This is a genomic window from Embleya sp. NPDC005971 (assembly GCF_040629175.1).
Taxonomy (GTDB): domain Bacteria; phylum Actinomycetota; class Actinomycetes; order Streptomycetales; family Streptomycetaceae; genus Embleya.
Genome location: NZ_JBEXUX010000001.1, coordinates 527,890 through 547,245, shown reverse-complemented (window position 1 = coordinate 547,245; position 19,356 = coordinate 527,890). Strand labels below are relative to the sequence as shown.

Here is a 19,356-nt window from a genome sequence, read left to right as displayed (position 1 = left end):
CGTACACCGTGACCGTGCGAACCTATGCCGGCTGCGGCCGGCTCTCCACCCCCACGGCGCGCCGGTTCCCGATCAGTGGCCCGCGTCCTCCCAGTTCGGCCCGAAACCGACCGAGACATCCAGCGGCGCCCGCAGCGGATACGCGCCCGCCATCTCCCGACGCACCAGCGCCTCCAGCCGCTCCCGCTCGCCCGGCGCCACCTCCAGGACCAGTTCGTCGTGCACCTGGAGCAACACCCGCGAGGCCAACTTCTCCCGCCGCACTGCCCGATCCACCGCGAGCATCGCGACCTTGACGATGTCCGCCGCCGAACCCTGGATCGGCGCGTTCAGCGCCATCCGCTCGGCCATCTCACGGCGCTGGCGGTTGTCGCTGGTCAGATCCGGCAGATAGCGCCGACGGCCGAACACCGTCTCGGTGTAGCCGGTCTGCCGGGCCTCCTCGACCACCTTGTGCAGATAGTCGCGCACCCCGCCGAACCGCTCGAAGTAGGTCTCCATCAGACCCCGCGCCTCGCCCGGCTCGATGTCCAACTGTTGGGACAGACCGAACGCGGAGAGCCCGTACGCCAATCCGTACGACATCGCCTTGATCTTGCTGCGCAGCGCGTGATCCACCGCCTCCGGGGCCACCGAGAAGACCTGCGCGGCCATCGTCGAGTGCAGATCCTCACCCGTGGTGAACGCCTCGATCAACGCCGCGTCCTGCGACAGGTGGGCCATGATCCGCAGCTCGATCTGGCTGTAGTCGGCGGTCAGCAGGCCCTCGAAGCCCTCGCCGACCACGAACGCGCGCCGGATCAGCCGGCCCTCCTCGGTCCGGATCGGGATGTTCTGCAGGTTCGGATCCTGCGAGGACAACCGACCCGTGGCCGCCACCGTCTGATTGAACGTGGTGTGGATACGGCCGTCGTCCGCGACCGTCTTGATCAAACCCTCGACCGTGGTGCGCAGTCGGGTCTGATCGCGGTGCCGTAGCAGAATCACCGGGAGTTCGTTCTCGGTCTGGCCCGCCAACCAGGTCAACGCGTCCGCGTCGGTGGTGAAACCGGTCTTGATCTTCTTGGTCTTGGGCAGACCCAGCTCGTTGAACAGGATCTCCTGCAACTGCTTGGGCGACCCCAGGTTGAACTCGTGACCCACCGCCGCGTGCGCCTCGTCGGTGGCCTGCTTCACCGCCGCCGCGAACTGCTCCTGCAGCGACTCCAGATACGGCAGATCCGCCGCGATGCCGACCTGCTCCATCTGCGCGAGCACCGGCAACAGCGGCAACTCCATGTCCTGGAGCAGCTCCAGACCACCCTTGGCGGCCAACTCGACGTCCAGCGCCGCCGCCAGATCCACCACCGCCCGGGCCGCCAGCATCGACGCCGCCCCCGGCTCGGCGTCCTCCTGATCGGACATGTCCAACGCGAGCTGCCCGTCCCCCGCGCCGCTCTGGTCCAACTTCAACTCACGACCCAGGAAACGCTCGACCATCGTCTCCAGAGCGAACGAACGCTGACCCGGCAACACCAGATACGCCCCCAGCGCGGTATCGCTGGTCACCCCCCACAACGCCCAGCCGTGCGCGGCCAACGCCAGGATCGGGCCCTTCGCGTCGTGCACCGCCTTGGGCCGCAGCGGATCCGCCAACCAGGCCGCCAACGCCGCGTCGTCGTCCTGATCCATCACCGTCGGATCCACGAACGCCGCCGCGCCGTCCGCCGCGGCGAACGCCACACCCGTGACCTCGCCCGTCCCGCGCCCCCACGAGCCGTCCACCGCCAGCCCCGTGCGCTCCGCACCCGCCGCGTGCTCGGCCAGCCACGCGGCCAGCCCGCCCGGCTGGACCACCGTGGTGTCCAGCTCGAAACCCGGCTCCGCCTCGATCACCTCCGGCACCAGACCCGGATCCACCGCCCACAGGCGATCCCGGAAGTTGGCGTTGCGGAACTCCAGCGTGTCCAGCACCACCTCGATCGCCGCCCGATCGAAGGGCTTGCGCTCCAGATCGGCCGGCGCCACCTCCAGCTCGACCTCGCGCACCAGCTCGGTCAACCGCCGGTTCAGCTTCACGTTGTCCAGGTGGTCGCGCAGATTCTGCCCGGCCTTGCCCTTGACCTCGTCCGCGCGCTCCATCAGCTCGGCGAACGAGCCGAACTCGCGAATCCACTTCGCGGCCGTCTTCTCGCCCACCCCCGGGATGCCCGGCAGGTTGTCGCTCGGGTCGCCGCGCAGCGCCGCGAAATCGGGATACTGCGCCGGGGTCAGCCCGTACTTCTCCTCGACCGCGGCCGGAGTGAACCGGTGCAGCTTGCTCACGCCCATCATCGGATACAGCACCGTGACATCGGGGGTGACCAGCTGCAGCGCGTCCCGGTCGCCGGTGAGGATCAACACCTCGTAACCCTCGGCCGCCGCCCGGGTCGCCAGCGTGGCGATCACGTCGTCCGCCTCGAAACCGGCCACCCGCATGGTCGGCACGCCCATCGCGGTCAGTTCCTCGACGATCAGCTCGACCTGACCCTTGAACTCCTCCGGGGTCTCCGAGCGATTCGCCTTGTACTCCGGGAACTCCTCGGTGCGAAACGACTGCCGGGACACGTCGAACGCCACACCCAAATGGGTCGGCGCCTCGTCGCGCAACACGTTCACCAGCATCGACGTGAACCCGTAGACCGCCTGGGTCGGCTGGCCCGTCGCGGTACTCATCGACGCTTCCTTGAGCGCATAGAACGCCCGATATGCCAACGAATGCCCGTCGAGGAGCAGAAGTCGCGGCCGGGAACCGGCGGGGACGGAGGTCTGGGGGGTCTGAGTCGCTGCCACGACCGCGATCCTAGGCTGTCAGGCCGACACAACCATGAATCCGGAGGAGCACCCCATGGCCGACGAGACCCCACAACCCAGCCTCGACGAGATCCTGGCGTTCATGAACATCGGCACCCGGGAGAGCCTGGCCGACCGCATGGGGATCGAATTCGTCGAAGCCTCCGCCCAGCGTGTCGTGGCCACCATGCCGGTCAAGGGCAACACCCAGCCCTACGGCCTCCTGCACGGCGGCGCGTCCTGCGTCCTGGCCGAAACCCTCGGCTCGGTCGGCACGGCACTGCACGCCGGCCGGGACGGCATCGCCCTGGGCATCGAGATCAACGCCACCCACCACCGCTCCGCCGAGTCCGGCCTGGTCACCGGCGTCGCGACCCCCGTACACCTGGGCCGCACCCTGGCCACCTACGAGATCGTGATCACCGACGAACACGACAGGCGCGTCTGCACCGCGCGACTGACCTGCATGATCAAACGCGCCTGAACCGCACCGCGCGGCGAAGGGGCCGACCCCCTCCGCCGCGCGGACGACCTACGCGCCCTCGCCGAGATACGCCTCGCGCACCTTCGGATCCGACAACAACTGTTCGGCCGGACCCGACAACACCACCGATCCGGTCTCCAGCGCATAACCGCGATGCGCCAGCCGCAGCGCCTGCGCCGCGTTCTGCTCGACCAGCAACACCGTGGTGCCCTGCTCGTTGATCTCCCGGATGATGTCGAAGATCTGCGCCACGATCAGCGGCGCCAGACCCATCGACGGCTCGTCCAGCAGCAGCAACTTCGGCTGCCCCATCAACGCCCGCCCGATCGCCAACATCTGCTGCTCGCCGCCCGACAGCGTGCCCGCGAGCTGCGTACGCCGCTCGGCCAGCCGCGGGAACAACTCGAACACCCGATCCAACTCGGCCCTGGGCACCGACTTGAACCGGTAGGCGCCCATGTTCAGGTTCTCCGTGACGGTCATCGCCGGGAACACCCGACGACCCTCCGGAGAATGCCCGATACCCAACCCCACCACATGGTGGGCGGGCACCCCGTCGATCCGCTCCCCACGCCAACGCACCTCGCCCTCACGCGGCGTGAGCAGCCCCGAGATGGTGCGCAGCGTCGTCGTCTTGCCCGCGCCGTTGGCGCCGAGCAGAGCCACGATCTCGCCCTCGTTCACCTCGATGTGCACGCCCTTCAACGCCTGGATGGCGCCGTAGAACACGTGCAGATCGTCCAGCTCCAGCATCTTCTTTCGCGGCGGCGTCGCGGTACCCGCGGCCGGCTTGGCCAACCCGACCGCATCCGCGGAATCGGCGGCGCTCATCGCTGCTCCTCCCCGTCCCGCTGCGCGGGGACCGTACCGTCCGAGCCGTCCACGGCCTCGGCCTCCGCGGCGGCGACCATCTCGGCGGCCATCTCGGCCCCCAGATAGGCCGCGACGACCTCGGGGTTGCGCTGCACCTCGGCCGGCGAACCGGACGCGATCACCTTGCCGAAGTTGAGCACCGTGACCCGGTCGGCGACCGACATCACCAGCCGCATGTCGTGCTCGATCAACAACACGCTGATCCCCAGCTCGCGGTTGATCCGCCGGATCAACACCTCCAGATCGAGCTTCTCGGTCGGGTTCGTGCCCGCCGCCGGCTCGTCCAGAAGCAACACCTGCGGATCGGTGGCCAACGCGCGGGCGATCTCCAGGCTCCGCTGCTGACCGTAGGACAACGACGCGGCCAACTCGTTGAGCAACCCGTCCAGACCCACGAAGTGCAACAGCTCCAACGCCCGCCGGTCGCTTTCGCGATCCTCGCGACGCGCGTTCGGCAGACCCAGCATGATCGACACCGGACCGGCCTTCTGCCGGGTCTCCGCCGCGATCTTCACGTTCTCCAGCGCGGTCAACGCGCCGAACAGGCGAATGTTCTGGAACGTCCGGGCCACCCCGAGCCGGTTCACCAGGTGCGGCTTGCGCCCCTTGAGCGAATGCTCGCCACCCGCCCGGTCGCGCAGCACGATGCTGCCTTCCTGCGGGACGTACATCCCGGTCAACGAGTTGAACAGCGAGGTCTTGCCCGCACCGTTGGGGCCGATCACCGCCAGGACCTCGCCCCGGTGCAGATCCAACGCCACGTCGGACAAACCCACCAGGCCGCCGAAACGCAGCGTGACACCGCGCACCCGCATGACCTGATCCTCGGGGTCCACCCGCGGCCGGTCGTCCGCCTTCGTCGTGGTGATGCTCACGTCATCCTCCCGCCGGCCGGCTCCGACATCGCGTCCGCGTCGCCGAGACCCGCCTTGGCCATGCTCAACTCGCGCTTGCGCCGAACCGAGGGAATCAGGCCCTGCGGGCGGTAGATCATCATGATGATCAACAACGCGCCCAGGTACATGAACCGGTCGTTCGGGTTGACCCAGTCCTTCATGTACTGCGGCAACCAGGCCAGGAACGCCGTGCCGATGATCACGCCCCACAGCGAACCCATGCCGCCGAAGATGACGTACGCCACCACCAGCACCGAGAACAGCAGCAGGAAGCTCTCCGGACTGATGAAGCCGGCCTTGCTCGCGTACGCGACACCGGCGATGCCGGACGTGGACGCGCCGATCGCGAACGCCATCAGCTTGAACTTCACCGTCGGCACGCCGGTCGCCGACGCGGCCACCTCGTCCTCGCGGATCGCGGTCCAGGCCCGACCGACCCGGGAGTGCTCCAACCGCAGGAACGCGATGATCAGGACCGTCGCGATGCCGATCAGCAGATACCAGTACGGCTCCGGGGCCAGTTCCCACTTGTAGTCGATCGGCCCGATGTGCACCCGGAAGTTCGAGATGCCCTGGACCCCGCGCGGACCGTTGGTGAACCCGTCCGCGTTCTTGGCGATCAGGTAGATGATCTCGTGGAAGCCCAGCGTCACGATCGCCAGATAGTCACCGCGCAGCCGCAACGTCGGCGCGCCCAGCAACAGTCCGGCCAGCAGACACGTGGCCACCGCGACCGGGATCACCAGGAACGCGTTCAGCTTGAACGGCGGATCCACCGGCATCGCGCCGGTCCAGTACGCCGTGCTGTACGCGCCGATCGCGAAGAACGCGATGAAGCCCAGGTCGAGCAGACCCGCCCAGCCGATCACCACGTTCAGGCCGATCGCGAGCAGGACGTAGATCGCCACCTCGTTGACCAACACCTGGTTCCAGAACGTGGACAGCAGGCTCGGCAACAGGATCAGCAGGCCGATCACCACGACCGAAAATCCGATCCGGACCCAGACGATGCGACGCAGATTCGCCGAGGTCTCCCGGGTCTGCGCCACCAATTGCCGGACCGGCCCGGTCACCGGGGTGTGGAAACGCTCCAGCGGACCCACGCTCGCCGCCAGATACCGGTTGTACAGCGGCTTGGTGAACTCCAGGATCGCCCACAGCACCACCGCGCCGATGAGCCACCACACCACGCGCAACGACCCGAGGGTCTTGTCCAGCGAGAAGAACACGTCCTCGCGGCTGCCCTGCGGACCACTCATCACGTCCAGCAACACCGCCGCCGAGACGATGCCCACCAGCCGGCCGACCATCGGCTGCTGATACCAACGCTTGCGCCGCAGCCGGGCCAGCGCCGACCCGCTCGGCGCGACATCTGCTTCCTTCGTCGTCGTCGTGGTCACGCCGACCTCCCCAAGCGCTCGCCCAGGATGCCGGTCGGCCGGAACATCAGCACCAGGACCAGCACCGCGAAGGCACTGACATACCGCCACGACTCACCGAAGATCGGCGACGAGAAGCTCTCGACGATGCCGAGCAGCATGCCGCCCATCATCGCGCCGCGAATGTTGCCGATCCCGCCGACCACGGCCGCGGCGAACGCGGTGATACCGGGCAGGAAGCCCATCGTGAACGACAACTGCAGATGCAGGCCGAACAGGAACCCGGCGATACCGCCCATGAACCCGCCGATGATGAACGTCCGCGAGATCACCTTGTCGATGTCCACACCCATCAGGCCCGCCGTCTCGGCGTCCTGCGCCACGGCCCGGATACCCGAGCCCAGCTTCGTGCGGTTCACCAGGTAGTCCAGGCCGACCATCATCAGCACCGCCGCACAGACGATGAGGAGCTGAAGGATGGTGACCTGGGTGCCGAAGACCGAGAAGACCTTCTTGTTCTCGAACACCGTCGGCAGTGCCCGCGAGTCGCGGCCGAACAACTTCCCCGCCAGGTTCTGCAGGAAGTACGAGGCCCCGATCGCGCTGATCAGGAACGCAAGACGAGGCGCGTTCCTGCGTCTGAGCGGTCTGTACGCCACTTTTTCGAGCGTAAAGGCCGTGGCCGCCCCGGCGGTACCGGAAACGGCCAGACCGGCCGCGACCAACAACACCGACATGAAGGTCGTCGGATTGCTGCTCGGGTCGATCCAGGTCAAGGCGAGCAGCGACGAATAAGCGCCCACCATGAAGACTTCGCTGTGTGCGAAGTTGATGAGTTGCAGAACGCCATAGACCAGGGTATAGCCGATGGCGATCACCGCGTACAACGCACCGAGCATGATCCCTGGAATAAGGTAATCCAGGATTTCATCAGGTTGCATAAGGAAAGCTTCCTCAAGAAAACCGGACGGGCCCGGGTCTTCCCGAAAACTCCGGGAAGACCCGGGCCCGATCGTCAGGTTGCGCCGCCCCGATTAACGGGTCAGCCGCCCACGAGCTGGTCGATGTCGCCCATGTAGCCGATCTTGCCGCCCTTCACCTGGTAGATGAAGGTCGTCGCGCCGTCGAATTCGCCGTTCGGCTGGAACTTGAACGACTTGGTCAGGCCCTTGTACGAGGCACCCTTGAGCTTGGTGAGCATCGCCTCGCGGGCGATCTTCTCCGTACCGAAGGACTTCATCTGGTCGATCACCAGGTTGGCGATGTCGAACGACTCCGCCGAGTAGGTGCTCGGGTTCGTGTTGAAGCGCTTCTTGTAGTCCTCGGTGAACTGCTTCGTGGCCGCCTCGACGTTCGCGTCGGAGCACGGGCAGGTCAGGTACCAGTCGTTCGCGGCGTCCCCGGCGAGCGAGACGAACTGCGAGTCGTTGGTGCCGTCACCGGAGAACTTGGGGCCGGTGAAGCCGGCTTCCTTGAGCTTCTTCGCGAACGGCGCGCCGTCCTGGTAGTAGCCCGCGTAGATCATGGCGTCCGCGCCGGAGTTCTTGATCTTCGTGGAGATCGGACCGTAGTCCGGAGTCGCCTTCGGCACGCTGTCCGAGACGACCTGGACACCGGCCTTGGTCAGCTCGTCCTTGGCGACCTTCGACAGGCCCGCGCCGTACTCGGTCTTGTCGTCGACGACGAAGACCTTCTTGGCCTGGAGCTTCTTGGACAGGTACTTCGCCATCCCACTGCCCTGGGCATTGTCGTTCGGCGTACCCCGCAGGAACGCGGTGAAATTGTTGCCCGCGCTCGTCAGGGAAGGGTTGGTCGCCGAGGGGGACACCGTGGCGAGCTTCGCCTTGGCGTAGTTCGGCGACGCGGCCTTGGTCGGGCCGGAGAAGGCAGGGCCGATAACGGCAACAACGTTGCTGTCGTCGATCAGCTTCTGCGCCGCGGACACCGACTTGGTCTCCGATGCCTCGTCGTCCGAGGTCTTGAACTTGAGCGTGAAGGGAAGATCGCCCTTCGCGTTGGCCTGCTCGACGGCGAGCCGAGCGCCGTTCTCTTCGTTGATGCCAAGCTGGGCATTCTCCCCCGACAGCCCTGCTTGGAAACCTATCGTCCAGGTCGGCTTGTTACCGCCGCCGGTGTTGCCGGGAGCGGTGCTGCCACCGTCCTTCTTCTTGTCGCCGTCATCGTCACTGCCGCACGCGGAAAGCACGAGTGCCGCTGCCGCGATGGGCAGCGCGATTTTGATCACGCGTCGCTTGAGCACAGCAAACCCCAACCCCTTGTAGAAAAAGTTCGGAGCCCGCATCGGGGCGCCTTCACAAACCGCGATGAACATGCGGTGCCCGGAATGTAGTCCGGCCGGAAGGGCAGCGGCAGTCCGCCGACTGAGATGTGATGCGCCCGTAACCAGATGTAATCCAAAAGAAACAGCCAACGAATTCTTACGATCCAAAGTGATCAAATATGATCATCGAGTGCCGGAAAAACAACGAACCCGTCCGGTTTGCCAGCAACCGGACGGGTTCGTCAGAGTATGGGTACCCCTGGGTCAGTCGGCGACGTCGCCCCCGGACACGACCACCTCGGCCACCGTGCGCATCGACATCCGCCGATCCATCGACGCCTTCTGAATCCAGCGGAACGCCTCGGGTTCGGACATGCCGTACTTCTCCTGAAGCACGCTCTTGGCCCGGTCCACCAACTTGCGCGTCTCCAGCCGCTGGGTGAGGTCGCCGACCTCACGCTCCAGGGCGGCCAGTTCGGTGTACCGCGAGACGGCCATCTCGATCGCCGGAACGAGATCCCCCTTGGTGAACGGCTTGACCAGATAAGCCATCGCCCCGGCGTCCCGAGCCCGCTCGACCAACTCCCGCTGCGAGAACGCGGTCAGCATCAACACCGGCGCCAACCGCGCCTGGGCAATCTGCTCGGCCGCCGAAATCCCATCCAGTATCGGCATCTTCACATCGAGGATGACCAAGTCGGGCCGATGCTCGTGGACCAGTTCCACGGCCCGCTGTCCGTCTCCGGCCTCCCCGACGACGTGGTAGCCCTCCTCCTCCAACATCTCCTTCAGATCGAGCCGGATGAGCGCCTCGTCCTCGGCGATGACGACACGGGCACGTGGGCTGTCCGGCGATGCGGCGGGCGGCTGCGTGGCGGCGGTCACGTCGCTCCTCGATCAGGGAAATGGTGCGGACACGAGGGTACCGAGAAGCGGTATGGTGTTCCTCGTGCAGGGGTCCGCCTCGTTGGAAACGAGGAGTTCCCTGGTCACTGCCCCGGTAGCCCAATTGGCAGCAGGCAATGGATTCAAAACCCATACAGTGTCGGTTCGAGTCCGACTCGGGGCACCAACTCGTCCGATCGAGTGAGTCGGACTCGAACACCTGAAGCAGCGGGTGTCTGCGGCGCATCGTGGATCCATGCATGATCCCGATCTCCGTCGCCAGGCAATCAACCTGCTGCAATCAGGTATTCCCAACGCCGACGTGGCTCGCAGGCTGTGTATCCCCCCGGGAACCGTCGGCTCCTGGCTGCACATGGAACGCTTCCGCCTCGGTGACCTCCCCGGGCGGCGCGCCTCGCTCTGCTTTCGTTGTCTCGGCGTCGCCGTCGATCGCCGGGCATACGCCTACCTGCTCGGCCTCTATCTCGGCGACGGCCACATCGTGGCGCACCCTCGCGCGTACAGCCTGCGCATCTCCTGCGCCAACGCCTGGCCGGGCCTGATCCGGGAGTGCGCCGATGCCATCGCACACGCTCTCCCGGGCTCCGCGTCCAACCTCGTGCCTCGCCAAGGGTGCACGGACGTCAAGCGCTACTCGCAACACTGGCCGTGTCTGTTCCCCCAACACGGTCCCGGCCGCAAACACGAGCGGTCGATCGTCCTGGAGCCCTGGCAGCACGAAATCGTCCGAGCCGAGCCCTGGGCCCTCGTCCGCGGCCTCATCCACTCCGACGGTTGCCGGAACATGAACTGGACCACGCGCATGGTCGCCGGCGAACGCAAACGCTACGACTATCCGCGCTACCTCTTCACCAACGAATCCGCCGACATCATGCGCATCCTCACCACCACGCTGGACCTCCTCGGTGTCGAGTGGAGATTCGCCCGGCGCAACAACCTGTCGGTGGCCCGCCGGGCCTCCGTGGCGCTGATGGATCGACACGTCGGCCCGAAGTACTGACGGCCCGTCACCCACCGGGGTGGGTGACGGGCCGTCAGTACTCAAGCAAGGTGTCACTCGGTCGGCAGATCCCCTATGTGGTGCAGGCGGATCAGGTTGGTCGATCCCGGCACGCCGGGCGGGGAGCCGGCCGTGATCACGACCAGGTCGCCCTTCTTGCAGCGGCCGATCGCGAGCAACGCCGCGTCCACCTGACGAACCATCTCGTCGGTGTGGCTGCACAGCGGTCCGAGGAAGGTCTCCAGGCCCCAGGTGAGCGCCAGGCGGCTTCGCACCGCCGGCTCCGGGGTGAAGGCCAACATCGGGATCATCGAGCGGTACCGGGACAACCTGCGGCCCGTGTCCCCGCTCTGGGTGAACGCCACCAGGTATTTGGCGTCCAATCGTTCGGCGATCTCGATCGCGGCCTTCGCGATCACGCCGCCCTGGGTGCGCGGACCGGCGATGCTGCGGATCTCCTCGCGCATCGCCGAGGAGTCCTCCGCCGCGACCACGATCCGCGCCATGGTCTTGACGGTCTCGATCGGATACTTGCCGACCGAGGTCTCGCCCGACAGCATGACCGCGTCCGCGCCGTCCAGGACGGCGTTGGCGACGTCGGACGCCTCCGCCCGGGTCGGGCGCGAGGCGCTGATCATCGAGTCGAGCATCTGGGTGGCGACGATGACGGGCTTGGCGTTGGCCCGGGCCAGTGTGATCGCGCGCTTCTGCACGATCGGCACGGCCTCCAGCGGCATCTCGACGCCGAGGTCGCCGCGGGCGACCATGATGGCGTCGAAGGCGTGGACGATCTCCTCGAGGTTGTCCACCGCCTGCGGCTTCTCGATCTTCGCGATCACCGGGAGTCGGACACCGAACTCGTCCATGATCTTGTGGACGTCCTCGATGTCCTTCGCGGCACGCACGAAGGACAGCGCGATCATGTCGGCACCGAGGGCGAGGCCCCACTTGAGGTCCTCGATGTCCTTCTCGGACAGTGCGGGAACGCTCACGGCCACGCCGGGGAGGTTGAGCCCCTTGTGGTCGGAGACCATCCCGCCCTCGATGACGATCGTGTGCACGCGCGGGCCCTCGACGTCGACGACCTCCAGGGTGACCCGGCCGTCGTCGATGAGGATCCGCTCGCCCTTGGTGACGTCGGCGGTCAGCCCCTTGTAGGTGGTGCCGACCTCGTGCTTGTCGCCGGGGACGTCCTCGGTCGTGATCGTGAACTCGTCGCCGCGCTCCAGGAGCACGGGGCCTTCGGCGAAGGTCTCCAGGCGGATCTTGGGGCCTTGGAGGTCGACGAGGATGCCGACGCTGCGACCGGATTCGTCGGATGCCCGACGGACGCGGTGATATCGCTCCTCGTGCTCGGCGTAGGCGCCGTGGCTGAGGTTGAAGCGGGCTACATCCATGCCTGCGTCGACCAGCGTGCGGATCTGTTCATACGAATTGGTGGCAGGACCCAGGGTGCAGACAATTTTGGCTCGACGCATGGTCATAGAGCCTAGTTCCTACCGCGGGGTAAGCCGTACTCGCGTCCGGTATATGGCGCTTTTCCGGCATGCGGAAAGGGCGCCGCAACGGCGGCGCCCTTTCCTGTTCACGCGACTTTCGTCACAGATTCAATCCGCGCCCGAGCGGTCGCCTCGGGTCAGACGGTGAGCGGTCGATCGGTGGGCCGGATGGGCGACGGCAGGTTGGTCCCGCCGGTCAGCCACGCGTCCACCGCGGCCGCGCACGAGCGGCCCTCGGCGATGGCCCAGACGATCAGGGACTGTCCGCGCCCGGCGTCGCCGGCCACGAACACACCGTCCACGTTGGTCGCGTACGCCTCGTCCCGGGCCACGTTGCCGCGCTCGTCCAGGGCCAGCCCGAGCTGTTCGACCAGTCCGTTGGAGCGGTCGGTGCCGGTGAAGCCCATCGCCAGGAACACGAAGTCGGCCGGGATCTCCCGCTCGGTGTCGGGGACCGGTACGAAGCGACCGTTCTCGAACACCACCTCGACCAGCTTGAGGGCCTTGACCCGGCCGTCCGCGCCGCCGACGAATTCCTGGGTGTTGACCGCGTAGACGCGCTCGCCGCCCTCCTCGTGCGCGCTGGCGACCCGGTAGGTCATCGGGTAGGTCGGCCACGGCTGCGCGGCGGGCCGCTCCTCCGTGGGTCGGGGCATGATCTCCAACTGGGTGACCGAGGCCGCGCCCTGGCGGTGTGCGGTGCCCAGGCAGTCGGCGCCGGTGTCGCCGCCGCCGATGATCACCACGTGCTTGCCGGCCACGTCGATCGGCGAGGCGACCAGGTCGCCTTCCTGCACCTTGTTGGCGAAGGGCAGGTATTCCATCGCCTGGTGGATGCCGCCGAATTCGCGTCCGGGGATCGGCAGATCCCGCGCCGCGGTGGCCCCGGCGGCGATCACCACGGAGTCGTAGCGCCGGCGCAGCTTGGCCGCGTCCAGGTCGGTGCCGATCTGCATGCCGGTGTAGAACTTGGTGCCTTCGGCGCGCATTTGTTCGATGCGCCGGTTGATGTGCCGCTTTTCCATCTTGAATTCGGGGATGCCGTAGCGCAGCAGTCCGCCGATCCGGTCGGCGCGCTCGTAGACGGCGACCGTGTGGCCGGCGCGGGTGAGTTGCTGGGCGACGGCGAGGCCGGCGGGGCCGGAGCCGATCACGGCGACGGTCTTGCCGGAGAGGCGGTCGGGCGGTTGCGGGGCGACGTTGTTGTCGTCCCACGCCCGGTCGATGATCGAGACCTCGACGTTCTTGATGGTGACCGGCGCCTGGTTGATGCCGAGCACACACGCGGCCTCGCACGGCGCGGGGCACAGCCGGCCGGTGAACTCCGGGAAGTTGTTGGTCGCGTGCAGTCGTTCGCTCGCGGCCTGCCAGTCGTCGCGCCAGACCAGGTCGTTCCACTCGGGGATGATGTTTCCGAGCGGGCAGCCGTTGTGGCAGAACGGGATGCCGCAGTCCATGCAGCGGCCGGCCTGTTCGGTGATGATCGGGAGCAGCGTGCGCTCCTCGTACACCTCCTTCCAGTCCCGGATGCGCACGTCGACGGGGCGACGCTTGCCGAGCTCTTGGGGCGTGCTCAAAAAGCCCTTCGGGTCAGCCATGAACCGCCTCCATCATCTTCTGGACGATCTCGGTCTCGGTGAGACCGGCTCGCTCGGCGGCGTCCTTGGCGGCGAGCACTGCCTTGTAGTCCCTGGGCAGGATCTTGGTGAAGCGCCGGGAGGCGGCGTCCCAGTCGGAGAGCAGGGTTTCGGCGACGGCCGAGCCGGTCTCCTCGTGGTGCCGGCGCACAACGTCGTGCAGTTCGGCGCTGTCGGCGGCGTCGAGTTCCTCGATGCCGACGAGTTCGGTGTTGATGTTGTTGTGGTCCGCGTCGAGCAGGTAGGCGACGCCGCCGGACATGCCTGCGGCGAAGTTGCGGCCGGTGCGGCCCAGGACGACGGCTCGGCCGCCGGTCATGTATTCGCAGCCGTGGTCGCCGACGCCTTCGACGACGGCGGTGGCGCCGGAGTTGCGCACGCAGAAGCGTTCGCCGACGACGCCGCGCAGGTAGATCTCGCCGCCGGTGGCGCCGTAGCCGATCACGTTGCCGGCGATGATGTTGTCTTCGGCGGCGAAGGGTGCGGTGCGGTGCGGGCGTACGGTGATCCGGCCGCCGGACAGGCCCTTGCCGACGTAGTCGTTGCCGTCGCCTTCGAGCCGCAGGGTGATGCCCTTGGGGACGAAGGCGCCGAAGGACTGGCCGGCGGAGCCGGTCAGGGTGATGTCGATGGTGTCGTCGGGGAGGCCGGCGCCGCGGTAGCGCTTGGTGACCTCGTGGCCGAGCATCGTGCCGACGGTGCGGTTGATGTTCTGCACGGGAAGGTTGATGACGACCTTTTCCCCGTTTTCCAGCGCGTCGGCGCTGAGCTGGACGAGTTGGTTGTCCAGTGCCTTGGCCAGTCCGTGGTCCTGCGGGCCGGTGTGGTGCAGGGCGGCGCCTTCGGCGAGGGCGGGCACGTGGAACAGCGGTGCGAGGTCGAGACCTTCGGCCTTCCAGTGTTCGACGGCCGCGGCGGTGTCGAGCAGTTCGGCGTGGCCGACGGCCTCTTCGAGGGTGCGGAAGCCGAGTTCGGCGAGCAGTTCGCGGACTTCCTCGGCGATGAATTCGAAGAAGTTGACCACGTGGTCGGCTTGGCCGTTGTACCGCTCGCGCAGTACGGGGTTTTGTGTGGCGACGCCGACGGGGCAGGTGTCGAGGTGGCAGACCCGCATCATCACGCAGCCGGAGACCACGAGCGGTGCGGTGGCGAAGCCGTATTCCTCGGCGCCGAGCAGGGCGGCGACCAACACGTCGCGGCCGGTCTTGAGCTGGCCGTCGGTCTGCACCACGATGCGCTCGCGCAGGCCGTTGAGCAGCAGGGTCTGCTGGGTTTCGGCGAGGCCCAGTTCCCAGGGGCCGCCCGCGTGCTTGAGCGAGGTGAGCGGGGAGGCGCCGGTGCCGCCGTCGTGGCCGGAGATGAGCACCACGTCGGCGTGTGCCTTGGACACGCCCGCGGCGACGGTGCCGACGCCGACCTCGGCGACCAGCTTCACGTGCACTCGGGCCGCCGGGTTGGCGTTCTTGAGGTCGTGGATGAGCTGGGCGAGGTCTTCGATGGAGTAGATGTCGTGGTGCGGCGGCGGCGAGATGAGGCCGACGCCGGGGGTGGAGTGCCGGGTGCGGGCGACCCACGGGTAGACCTTGTGGCCGGGGAGTTGGCCGCCTTCGCCGGGCTTGGCGCCCTGGGCCATCTTGATCTGGATGTCGTCGGCGTTGACCAGGTATTCGCTGGTGACGCCGAATCGGCCGGAGGCGACCTGCTTGATCGCCGAGCGCCGCTCGGGGTCGTACAGCCGCTCGGGGTCCTCGCCGCCTTCGCCGGTGTTGGACTTGCCGCCGAGCCGGTTCATCGCGATGGCCAGCGTCTGGTGCGCCTCCATCGAGATGGAGCCGTAGGACATCGCGCCGGTGGAGAAGCGCTTGACGATCTCGGAGACCGGCTCGACGTCGTCGATCGGGATGGACGCGCGCTCGCCGCTCTTGAAGGCGAACAGGCCGCGCAGCGTCATCAGCCGCTTGGACTGTTCGTCCACCCGCGCCGTGTACTTCTTGAAGATGTCGTAGCGGCGGGTGCGGGTGGAGTGTTGGAGGCGGAAGATCGTCTCGGGGTCGAACAGGTGCGGTTCGCCCTCGCGGCGCCACTGGTATTCGCCGCCGATCTCCAGCCGACGGTGCGAGGGGGCGATGCCGGTGGGCGGGTAGGCCTTGGCGTGCCGGCGGGCGACTTCCTCGGCGACGATGTCCAGCCCGATGCCGCCGAGCTTGCTGGTGGTGCCGGTGAAGTATTCGGCGACGAAGTCCTCGGCGAGGCCGACGGCTTCGAAGACCTGGGCGCCGCGGTAGGAGGCGACGGTGGAGATGCCCATCTTGGACATCACCTTGAGCACGCCCTTGCCCAGTGCCTTGATCAGGTTGCGGATGGCCTGTTCGGGCGCGATGTCGGTGAGGAAGACGCCGTCGCGGACGAGGTCCTCGACGGATTCCATCGCCAGGTAGGGGTTGACCGCGGCGGCACCGTAGCCGATCAGGAGCGCGATGTGGTGCACTTCGCGCACGTCGCCGGCTTCGACGATCAATCCGACCTGGGTGCGGGTCTTGGTGCGGATCAGGTGGTGGTGGACGGCGGAGGTGAGCAGCAGCGAGGGGATCGGCGCGTGTTCGGCGTCCGAGTGGCGGTCGGACAGGACCACGATGCGGGCGCCGTCGGCGATCGCGCCGGTGGTCTCGGTGCGGATCTCCTCGAGTCGCTTGGCCAGTGCGGCGCCGCCGCCGTCGACGGGGTAGAGCCCGGAGATGGTGACGGCCTTGAGGCCGGGCTGGTCGCCGTCGAGGTTGATGTGGATGAGCTTGGCGAGCTCGTCGTTGTCGAGTACCGGGAAGGGCAGCACGACGTTGCGGCAGTCGGCGGGCTGGGCGTCGAGCAGGTTGCCCTCGGGGCCGACGAAGCTGCCGAGCGAGGTGACGAGTTCTTCCCGGATCGCGTCCAGCGGCGGGTTGGTGACCTGCGCGAAGAGCTGGACGAAGTAGTCGAAGAGCAGCCGGGGCTTGGCGGAGAGCGCGGCGATCGGGCTGTCGGTGCCCATCGAGCCGAGCGGTTCGCCGCCGGCGCGGGCCATCGGCGCCAGGATGACGCGCAGTTCTTCCTCGGTGTAGCCGAAGGTCTGCTGGCGGCGCGAGACGGAGGCGTGCGTGTGCACGACGTGTTCGCGCTCGGGCAGGTCCTCCAGGTTGATCAGGCCGCCGTGCAGCCATTCCTGGTAGGGGTGTTCGGCGGCGAGCGCGGTCTTGATCTCGTCGTCCTCGACGATCCGCCGGGCCTCGGTGTCGACCAGGAACATCCGGCCGGGCTGGAGCCGGCCCTTGCGCACGATCCGGGCGGGGTCGATGTCCAGGACGCCGACCTCGGAGGAGAGCACGACCAGGCCGTCGTCGGTGACCCAGTAGCGCGAGGGGCGCAGGCCGTTGCGGTCCAGGACCGCGCCGATCAGGGTGCCGTCGGTGAAGGTGACGCAGGCCGGTCCGTCCCACGGTTCCATCACGGTGGCGTGGAACTTGTAGAAGGCGCGCCGGGCGGCATCCATCGTGGCGTGGTTCTCCCACGCCTCGGGGATCATCATCAGCACGGCGTGCGGCAGCGGCCGACCGCCCAGGTGGAGCAGTTCCAGGACCTCGTCGAAGGACGCCGAGTCGGACGCGTCGGGCGTGCAGATGGGGTACAGCCGGCTCAGGTCGCCGGGGATGAGGTCGGTGGCGAGCATCGACTCGCGTGCGGCCATCCAGTTGCGGTTGCCCTTGACGGTGTTGATCTCGCCGTTGTGCGCGATGAAGCGGTACGGGTGGGCGAGGGGCCAGGCCGGGAAGGTGTTGGTGGAGAACCGCGAGTGCACGAGGCCGATCGCGGATGCCAGGCGCCGGTCGGACAGGTCCGGGAAGAACGGCTCCAGCTGCCCGGTGGTGAGCATGCCCTTGTAGACGAGGGTGCGCGCGGACAGGGAGGCGAAGTAGACCTCGACCTCGCGTTCGGCGCGCTTGCGCAGCGCGAAGGCGAGCCGGTCCAGGGTGATCCCGGTGACGCTCTCGTCGACGCCGGCCACGAACAGTTGGGCGAAGCGCGGCATGGTCTCGGCGGCCATCGAGCCGACCAGGCCGGGCGTGGTGGGCACCTCGCGCCAGCCGAGCACGCGCAGGTTCTCTTCGGCGGCGATGCGCTCGATGGAGGACTTGGCGCGGCCCGCGTGTACGTCGTCGTCGGGCAGGAAGGCGATGCCGACCGCGTAGCCGCCCGCGGCGGGCAGCGCGAAGTCGACGCTTTCGCGCAGGAACGCGTCCGGGACCTGGATCAGGATGCCCGCGCCGTCGCCGGTGTCGGCTTCGGCGCCGGTGGCGCCCCGGTGTTCCATGTTCCGCAGGACGGTCAGTGCCTGGTCGACGATGTCGTGGCTGGGCTCGCCGGTGAGCGTGGCCACGAATCCGACACCACAGGCGTCGTGTTCGTTACGGGGGTCGTACAACCCCTGTGCCGCGGGAAGCGCGGAGAAGAGGGGGCCCGGAGTTGCGGGCATGGCAGGAGGCATGGGCGCTCCCGTCGTCGTCGTGGCGTGTGGTGCGCAACAGGGACGACGTTGGCCCTCTGCGATTTCGTGCAGGTTACATGATCGGTACGTGCATCCGGAACCCGGGACAAACCCGTCTCACCATACGGTCGCCAAGTGAATCGAGCGGGCTTTCGAACGCTGCGCCGCGCCGGCCGCCCTGGCATGTCAGCGGGCTCATTCCCGACCATCTCGGTACCGAAACGGGCTGTCCGACCCGTGGGATTCGATCGTTTCCGGGTCGGGTCGCCGCGCTACGGTCGTGTTACGTATGCCTCACTCGTCACACCTGTTGCCCGATCAGCAGACCGAGCAGGTAGGTCAGCCCGCCCGCGGCGGCGCCGAGGAGCAACTGGCGGGTGCCGCTGAACCACCACGGTCGGGCGGTCACCCGCGAGACCGCGGCGCCGGCGCCGAACAGGCCGAGCGCGGTCAGCACCAGGGCGGGCAGCAGCGTGCCGGCGCCGAGCAGGTAGGGCAGCAGCGGCAGCAGCGCGCCGAGCGCGAAGAAGGCGAACGAGGAGCCGGCGGCGACCCACGGCGAGGGCAGGTCGTGCGGGTCGACGCCCAGTTCCTCGCGGGCGTGGATCTCCAGGGCCAGTTCGGGGTCGCGGGAGAGTTGCCGGGCCACCTCGACGGCGAGGTCCTCGTCCAGGCCGCGGGCGATGTAGAGCTCGGCGAGTTCGCGTTGCTCGGCTTCGGGGCTGCGGCACAGTTCGCGGCGCTCCACCTCGACCTCGGCGCGGGCCAGCTCGGCCTGCGAGGCGACCGAGGTGTACTCCCCCGCCGCCATCGAGAAGGCGCCGCCGGCCAGTCCGGCCAGTCCGGTGACCACCACGGTCTTGGTCGTGGCGTCGCTGCCGACGACGCCGGCGATCAGCGCGAAGTTGGAGACCAGCCCGTCCATGGCGCCGAACACGGCCGGGCGCAGCCAGCCACCGCCGATGTCGCGGTGGGTGTGGTCGATACCGTCCTGGTGCCCGAGCGCCGGGGCCGTGTCGGGGGCCTCGGCGGCTGTCTGGGTGGTCTTCAAGGTCGTTCGGCCCTCTCGTCACG

13 protein-coding genes and 1 tRNA gene are annotated in these 19,356 nt (G+C 67.8%); 3 read left to right on the top strand and 11 right to left on the bottom strand.

Translation table 11 applies throughout. The features are described 5' to 3' along the window. Positions 1-72: 72 nt before the first annotated feature. Complete coding sequence (polA, locus tag ABZ374_RS02355) at positions 73-2,811, bottom strand: DNA polymerase I (protein ID WP_360305172.1); 2,739 nt, start codon at positions 2,809-2,811, stop codon at positions 73-75. A gap of 103 nt (positions 2,812-2,914) precedes the next feature. Here polA and ABZ374_RS02350 point away from each other — a divergent pair, with 103 nt between their 5' ends. Then, entirely contained in the window at positions 2,915-3,295 is a 381-nt protein-coding gene (locus ABZ374_RS02350; protein ID WP_360305477.1) for a hotdog fold thioesterase, read from the top strand. A gap of 48 nt (positions 3,296-3,343) precedes the next feature. On the opposite strand, the gene ABZ374_RS02345 is transcribed toward ABZ374_RS02350, so the two are convergent. The 6 genes from ABZ374_RS02345 to ABZ374_RS02320 form a co-directional block, all read right to left on the bottom strand. Continuing rightward, complete coding sequence (locus ABZ374_RS02345; RefSeq protein ID WP_360305475.1) at positions 3,344-4,048, bottom strand: ABC transporter ATP-binding protein; 705 nt, start codon at positions 4,046-4,048, stop codon at positions 3,344-3,346. Positions 4,049-4,122: 74 nt separating this feature from the next. Further along, complete coding sequence (locus tag ABZ374_RS02340; RefSeq protein WP_360305473.1) at positions 4,123-4,983, bottom strand: ABC transporter ATP-binding protein; 861 nt, start codon at positions 4,981-4,983, stop codon at positions 4,123-4,125. A 56-nt stretch (positions 4,984-5,039) separates the two neighbouring features. Next, positions 5,040-6,464, bottom strand: a complete 1,425-nt coding sequence (locus tag ABZ374_RS02335) for a branched-chain amino acid ABC transporter permease (protein ID WP_360305170.1) — start codon at positions 6,462-6,464, stop codon at positions 5,040-5,042. Continuing rightward, positions 6,461-7,384, bottom strand: a complete 924-nt coding sequence (locus ABZ374_RS02330) for a branched-chain amino acid ABC transporter permease (protein WP_360305168.1) — start codon at positions 7,382-7,384, stop codon at positions 6,461-6,463. The genes ABZ374_RS02335 and ABZ374_RS02330 overlap by 4 nt, the downstream gene beginning before the upstream one ends. 101 nt (positions 7,385-7,485) lie before the next feature. Next, positions 7,486-8,775, bottom strand: a complete 1,290-nt coding sequence (locus ABZ374_RS02325) for a branched-chain amino acid ABC transporter substrate-binding protein (protein WP_360305166.1) — start codon at positions 8,773-8,775, stop codon at positions 7,486-7,488. Positions 8,776-8,988: 213 nt separating this feature from the next. Next, positions 8,989-9,609: a response regulator gene (locus ABZ374_RS02320; protein WP_360305164.1), complete on the bottom strand. Its 621-nt coding sequence runs from the start codon at positions 9,607-9,609 to the stop codon at positions 8,989-8,991. A 109-nt stretch (positions 9,610-9,718) separates the two neighbouring features. Here ABZ374_RS02320 and ABZ374_RS02315 point away from each other — a divergent pair. Both ABZ374_RS02315 and ABZ374_RS02310 read left to right on the top strand, forming a co-directional pair. Next, positions 9,719-9,796, top strand: a tRNA-Leu gene (locus ABZ374_RS02315). A gap of 69 nt (positions 9,797-9,865) precedes the next feature. Beyond that, entirely contained in the window at positions 9,866-10,630 is a 765-nt protein-coding gene (locus ABZ374_RS02310) for a helix-turn-helix domain-containing protein (RefSeq protein ID WP_360305162.1), read from the top strand. Positions 10,631-10,683: 53 nt separating this feature from the next. Here the strand turns inward: ABZ374_RS02310 and pyk are convergent, their stop codons facing one another. The 4 genes from pyk to ABZ374_RS02290 all read right to left on the bottom strand — a co-directional run bounded on the left by pyk (position 10,684) and on the right by ABZ374_RS02290 (position 19,333). Then, the gene (gene pyk, locus ABZ374_RS02305) at positions 10,684-12,108 is read right to left on the bottom strand and encodes a pyruvate kinase (RefSeq protein ID WP_360305471.1); all 1,425 of its coding nucleotides are present in this window, start codon (positions 12,106-12,108) and stop codon (positions 10,684-10,686) included. Between the two features lie 158 nt (positions 12,109-12,266). Then, positions 12,267-13,727 (bottom strand): glutamate synthase subunit beta, encoded by a 1,461-nt coding sequence (locus ABZ374_RS02300; RefSeq protein WP_360305160.1) that lies wholly within the window; start codon positions 13,725-13,727, stop codon positions 12,267-12,269. Then, entirely contained in the window at positions 13,720-18,270 is a 4,551-nt protein-coding gene (gene gltB, locus ABZ374_RS02295) for a glutamate synthase large subunit (RefSeq protein ID WP_360305469.1), read from the bottom strand. Before gltB ends, ABZ374_RS02300 begins: the two co-directional genes overlap by 8 nt. Positions 18,271-18,583: 313 nt before the next feature. Next, positions 18,584-19,333, bottom strand: coding sequence for a VIT1/CCC1 transporter family protein (locus tag ABZ374_RS02290; protein WP_360305158.1), 750 nt, complete (start codon positions 19,331-19,333; stop codon positions 18,584-18,586). Positions 19,334-19,356 lie beyond the last annotated feature (23 nt).

Bases quoted from the DNA above. Each gene is read 5' to 3' on its own strand.
- ABZ374_RS02310 (WP_360305162.1), top strand. From the start codon at position 9,866: ATGCATGATCCCGATCTCCGTCGCCAGGCAATCAACCTGCTGCAATCA.
- ABZ374_RS02345 (WP_360305475.1), bottom strand. From the start codon at position 4,048: ATGCTGGAGCTGGACGATCTGCACGTGTTCTACGGCGCCATCCAGGCG.
- ABZ374_RS02340 (WP_360305473.1), bottom strand. From the start codon at position 4,983: ATGCGGGTGCGCGGTGTCACGCTGCGTTTCGGCGGCCTGGTGGGTTTG.
- pyk (WP_360305471.1), bottom strand. From the start codon at position 12,108: ATGCGTCGAGCCAAAATTGTCTGCACCCTGGGTCCTGCCACCAATTCG.
- ABZ374_RS02330 (WP_360305168.1), bottom strand. From the start codon at position 7,384: ATGCAACCTGATGAAATCCTGGATTACCTTATTCCAGGGATCATGCTC.
- ABZ374_RS02300 (WP_360305160.1), bottom strand. From the start codon at position 13,727: ATGGCTGACCCGAAGGGCTTTTTGAGCACGCCCCAAGAGCTCGGCAAG.
- ABZ374_RS02350 (WP_360305477.1), top strand. From the start codon at position 2,915: ATGAACATCGGCACCCGGGAGAGCCTGGCCGACCGCATGGGGATCGAA.
- gltB (WP_360305469.1), bottom strand. From the start codon at position 18,270: ATGCCCGCAACTCCGGGCCCCCTCTTCTCCGCGCTTCCCGCGGCACAG.
- ABZ374_RS02325 (WP_360305166.1), bottom strand. From the start codon at position 8,775: ATGTTCATCGCGGTTTGTGAAGGCGCCCCGATGCGGGCTCCGAACTTT.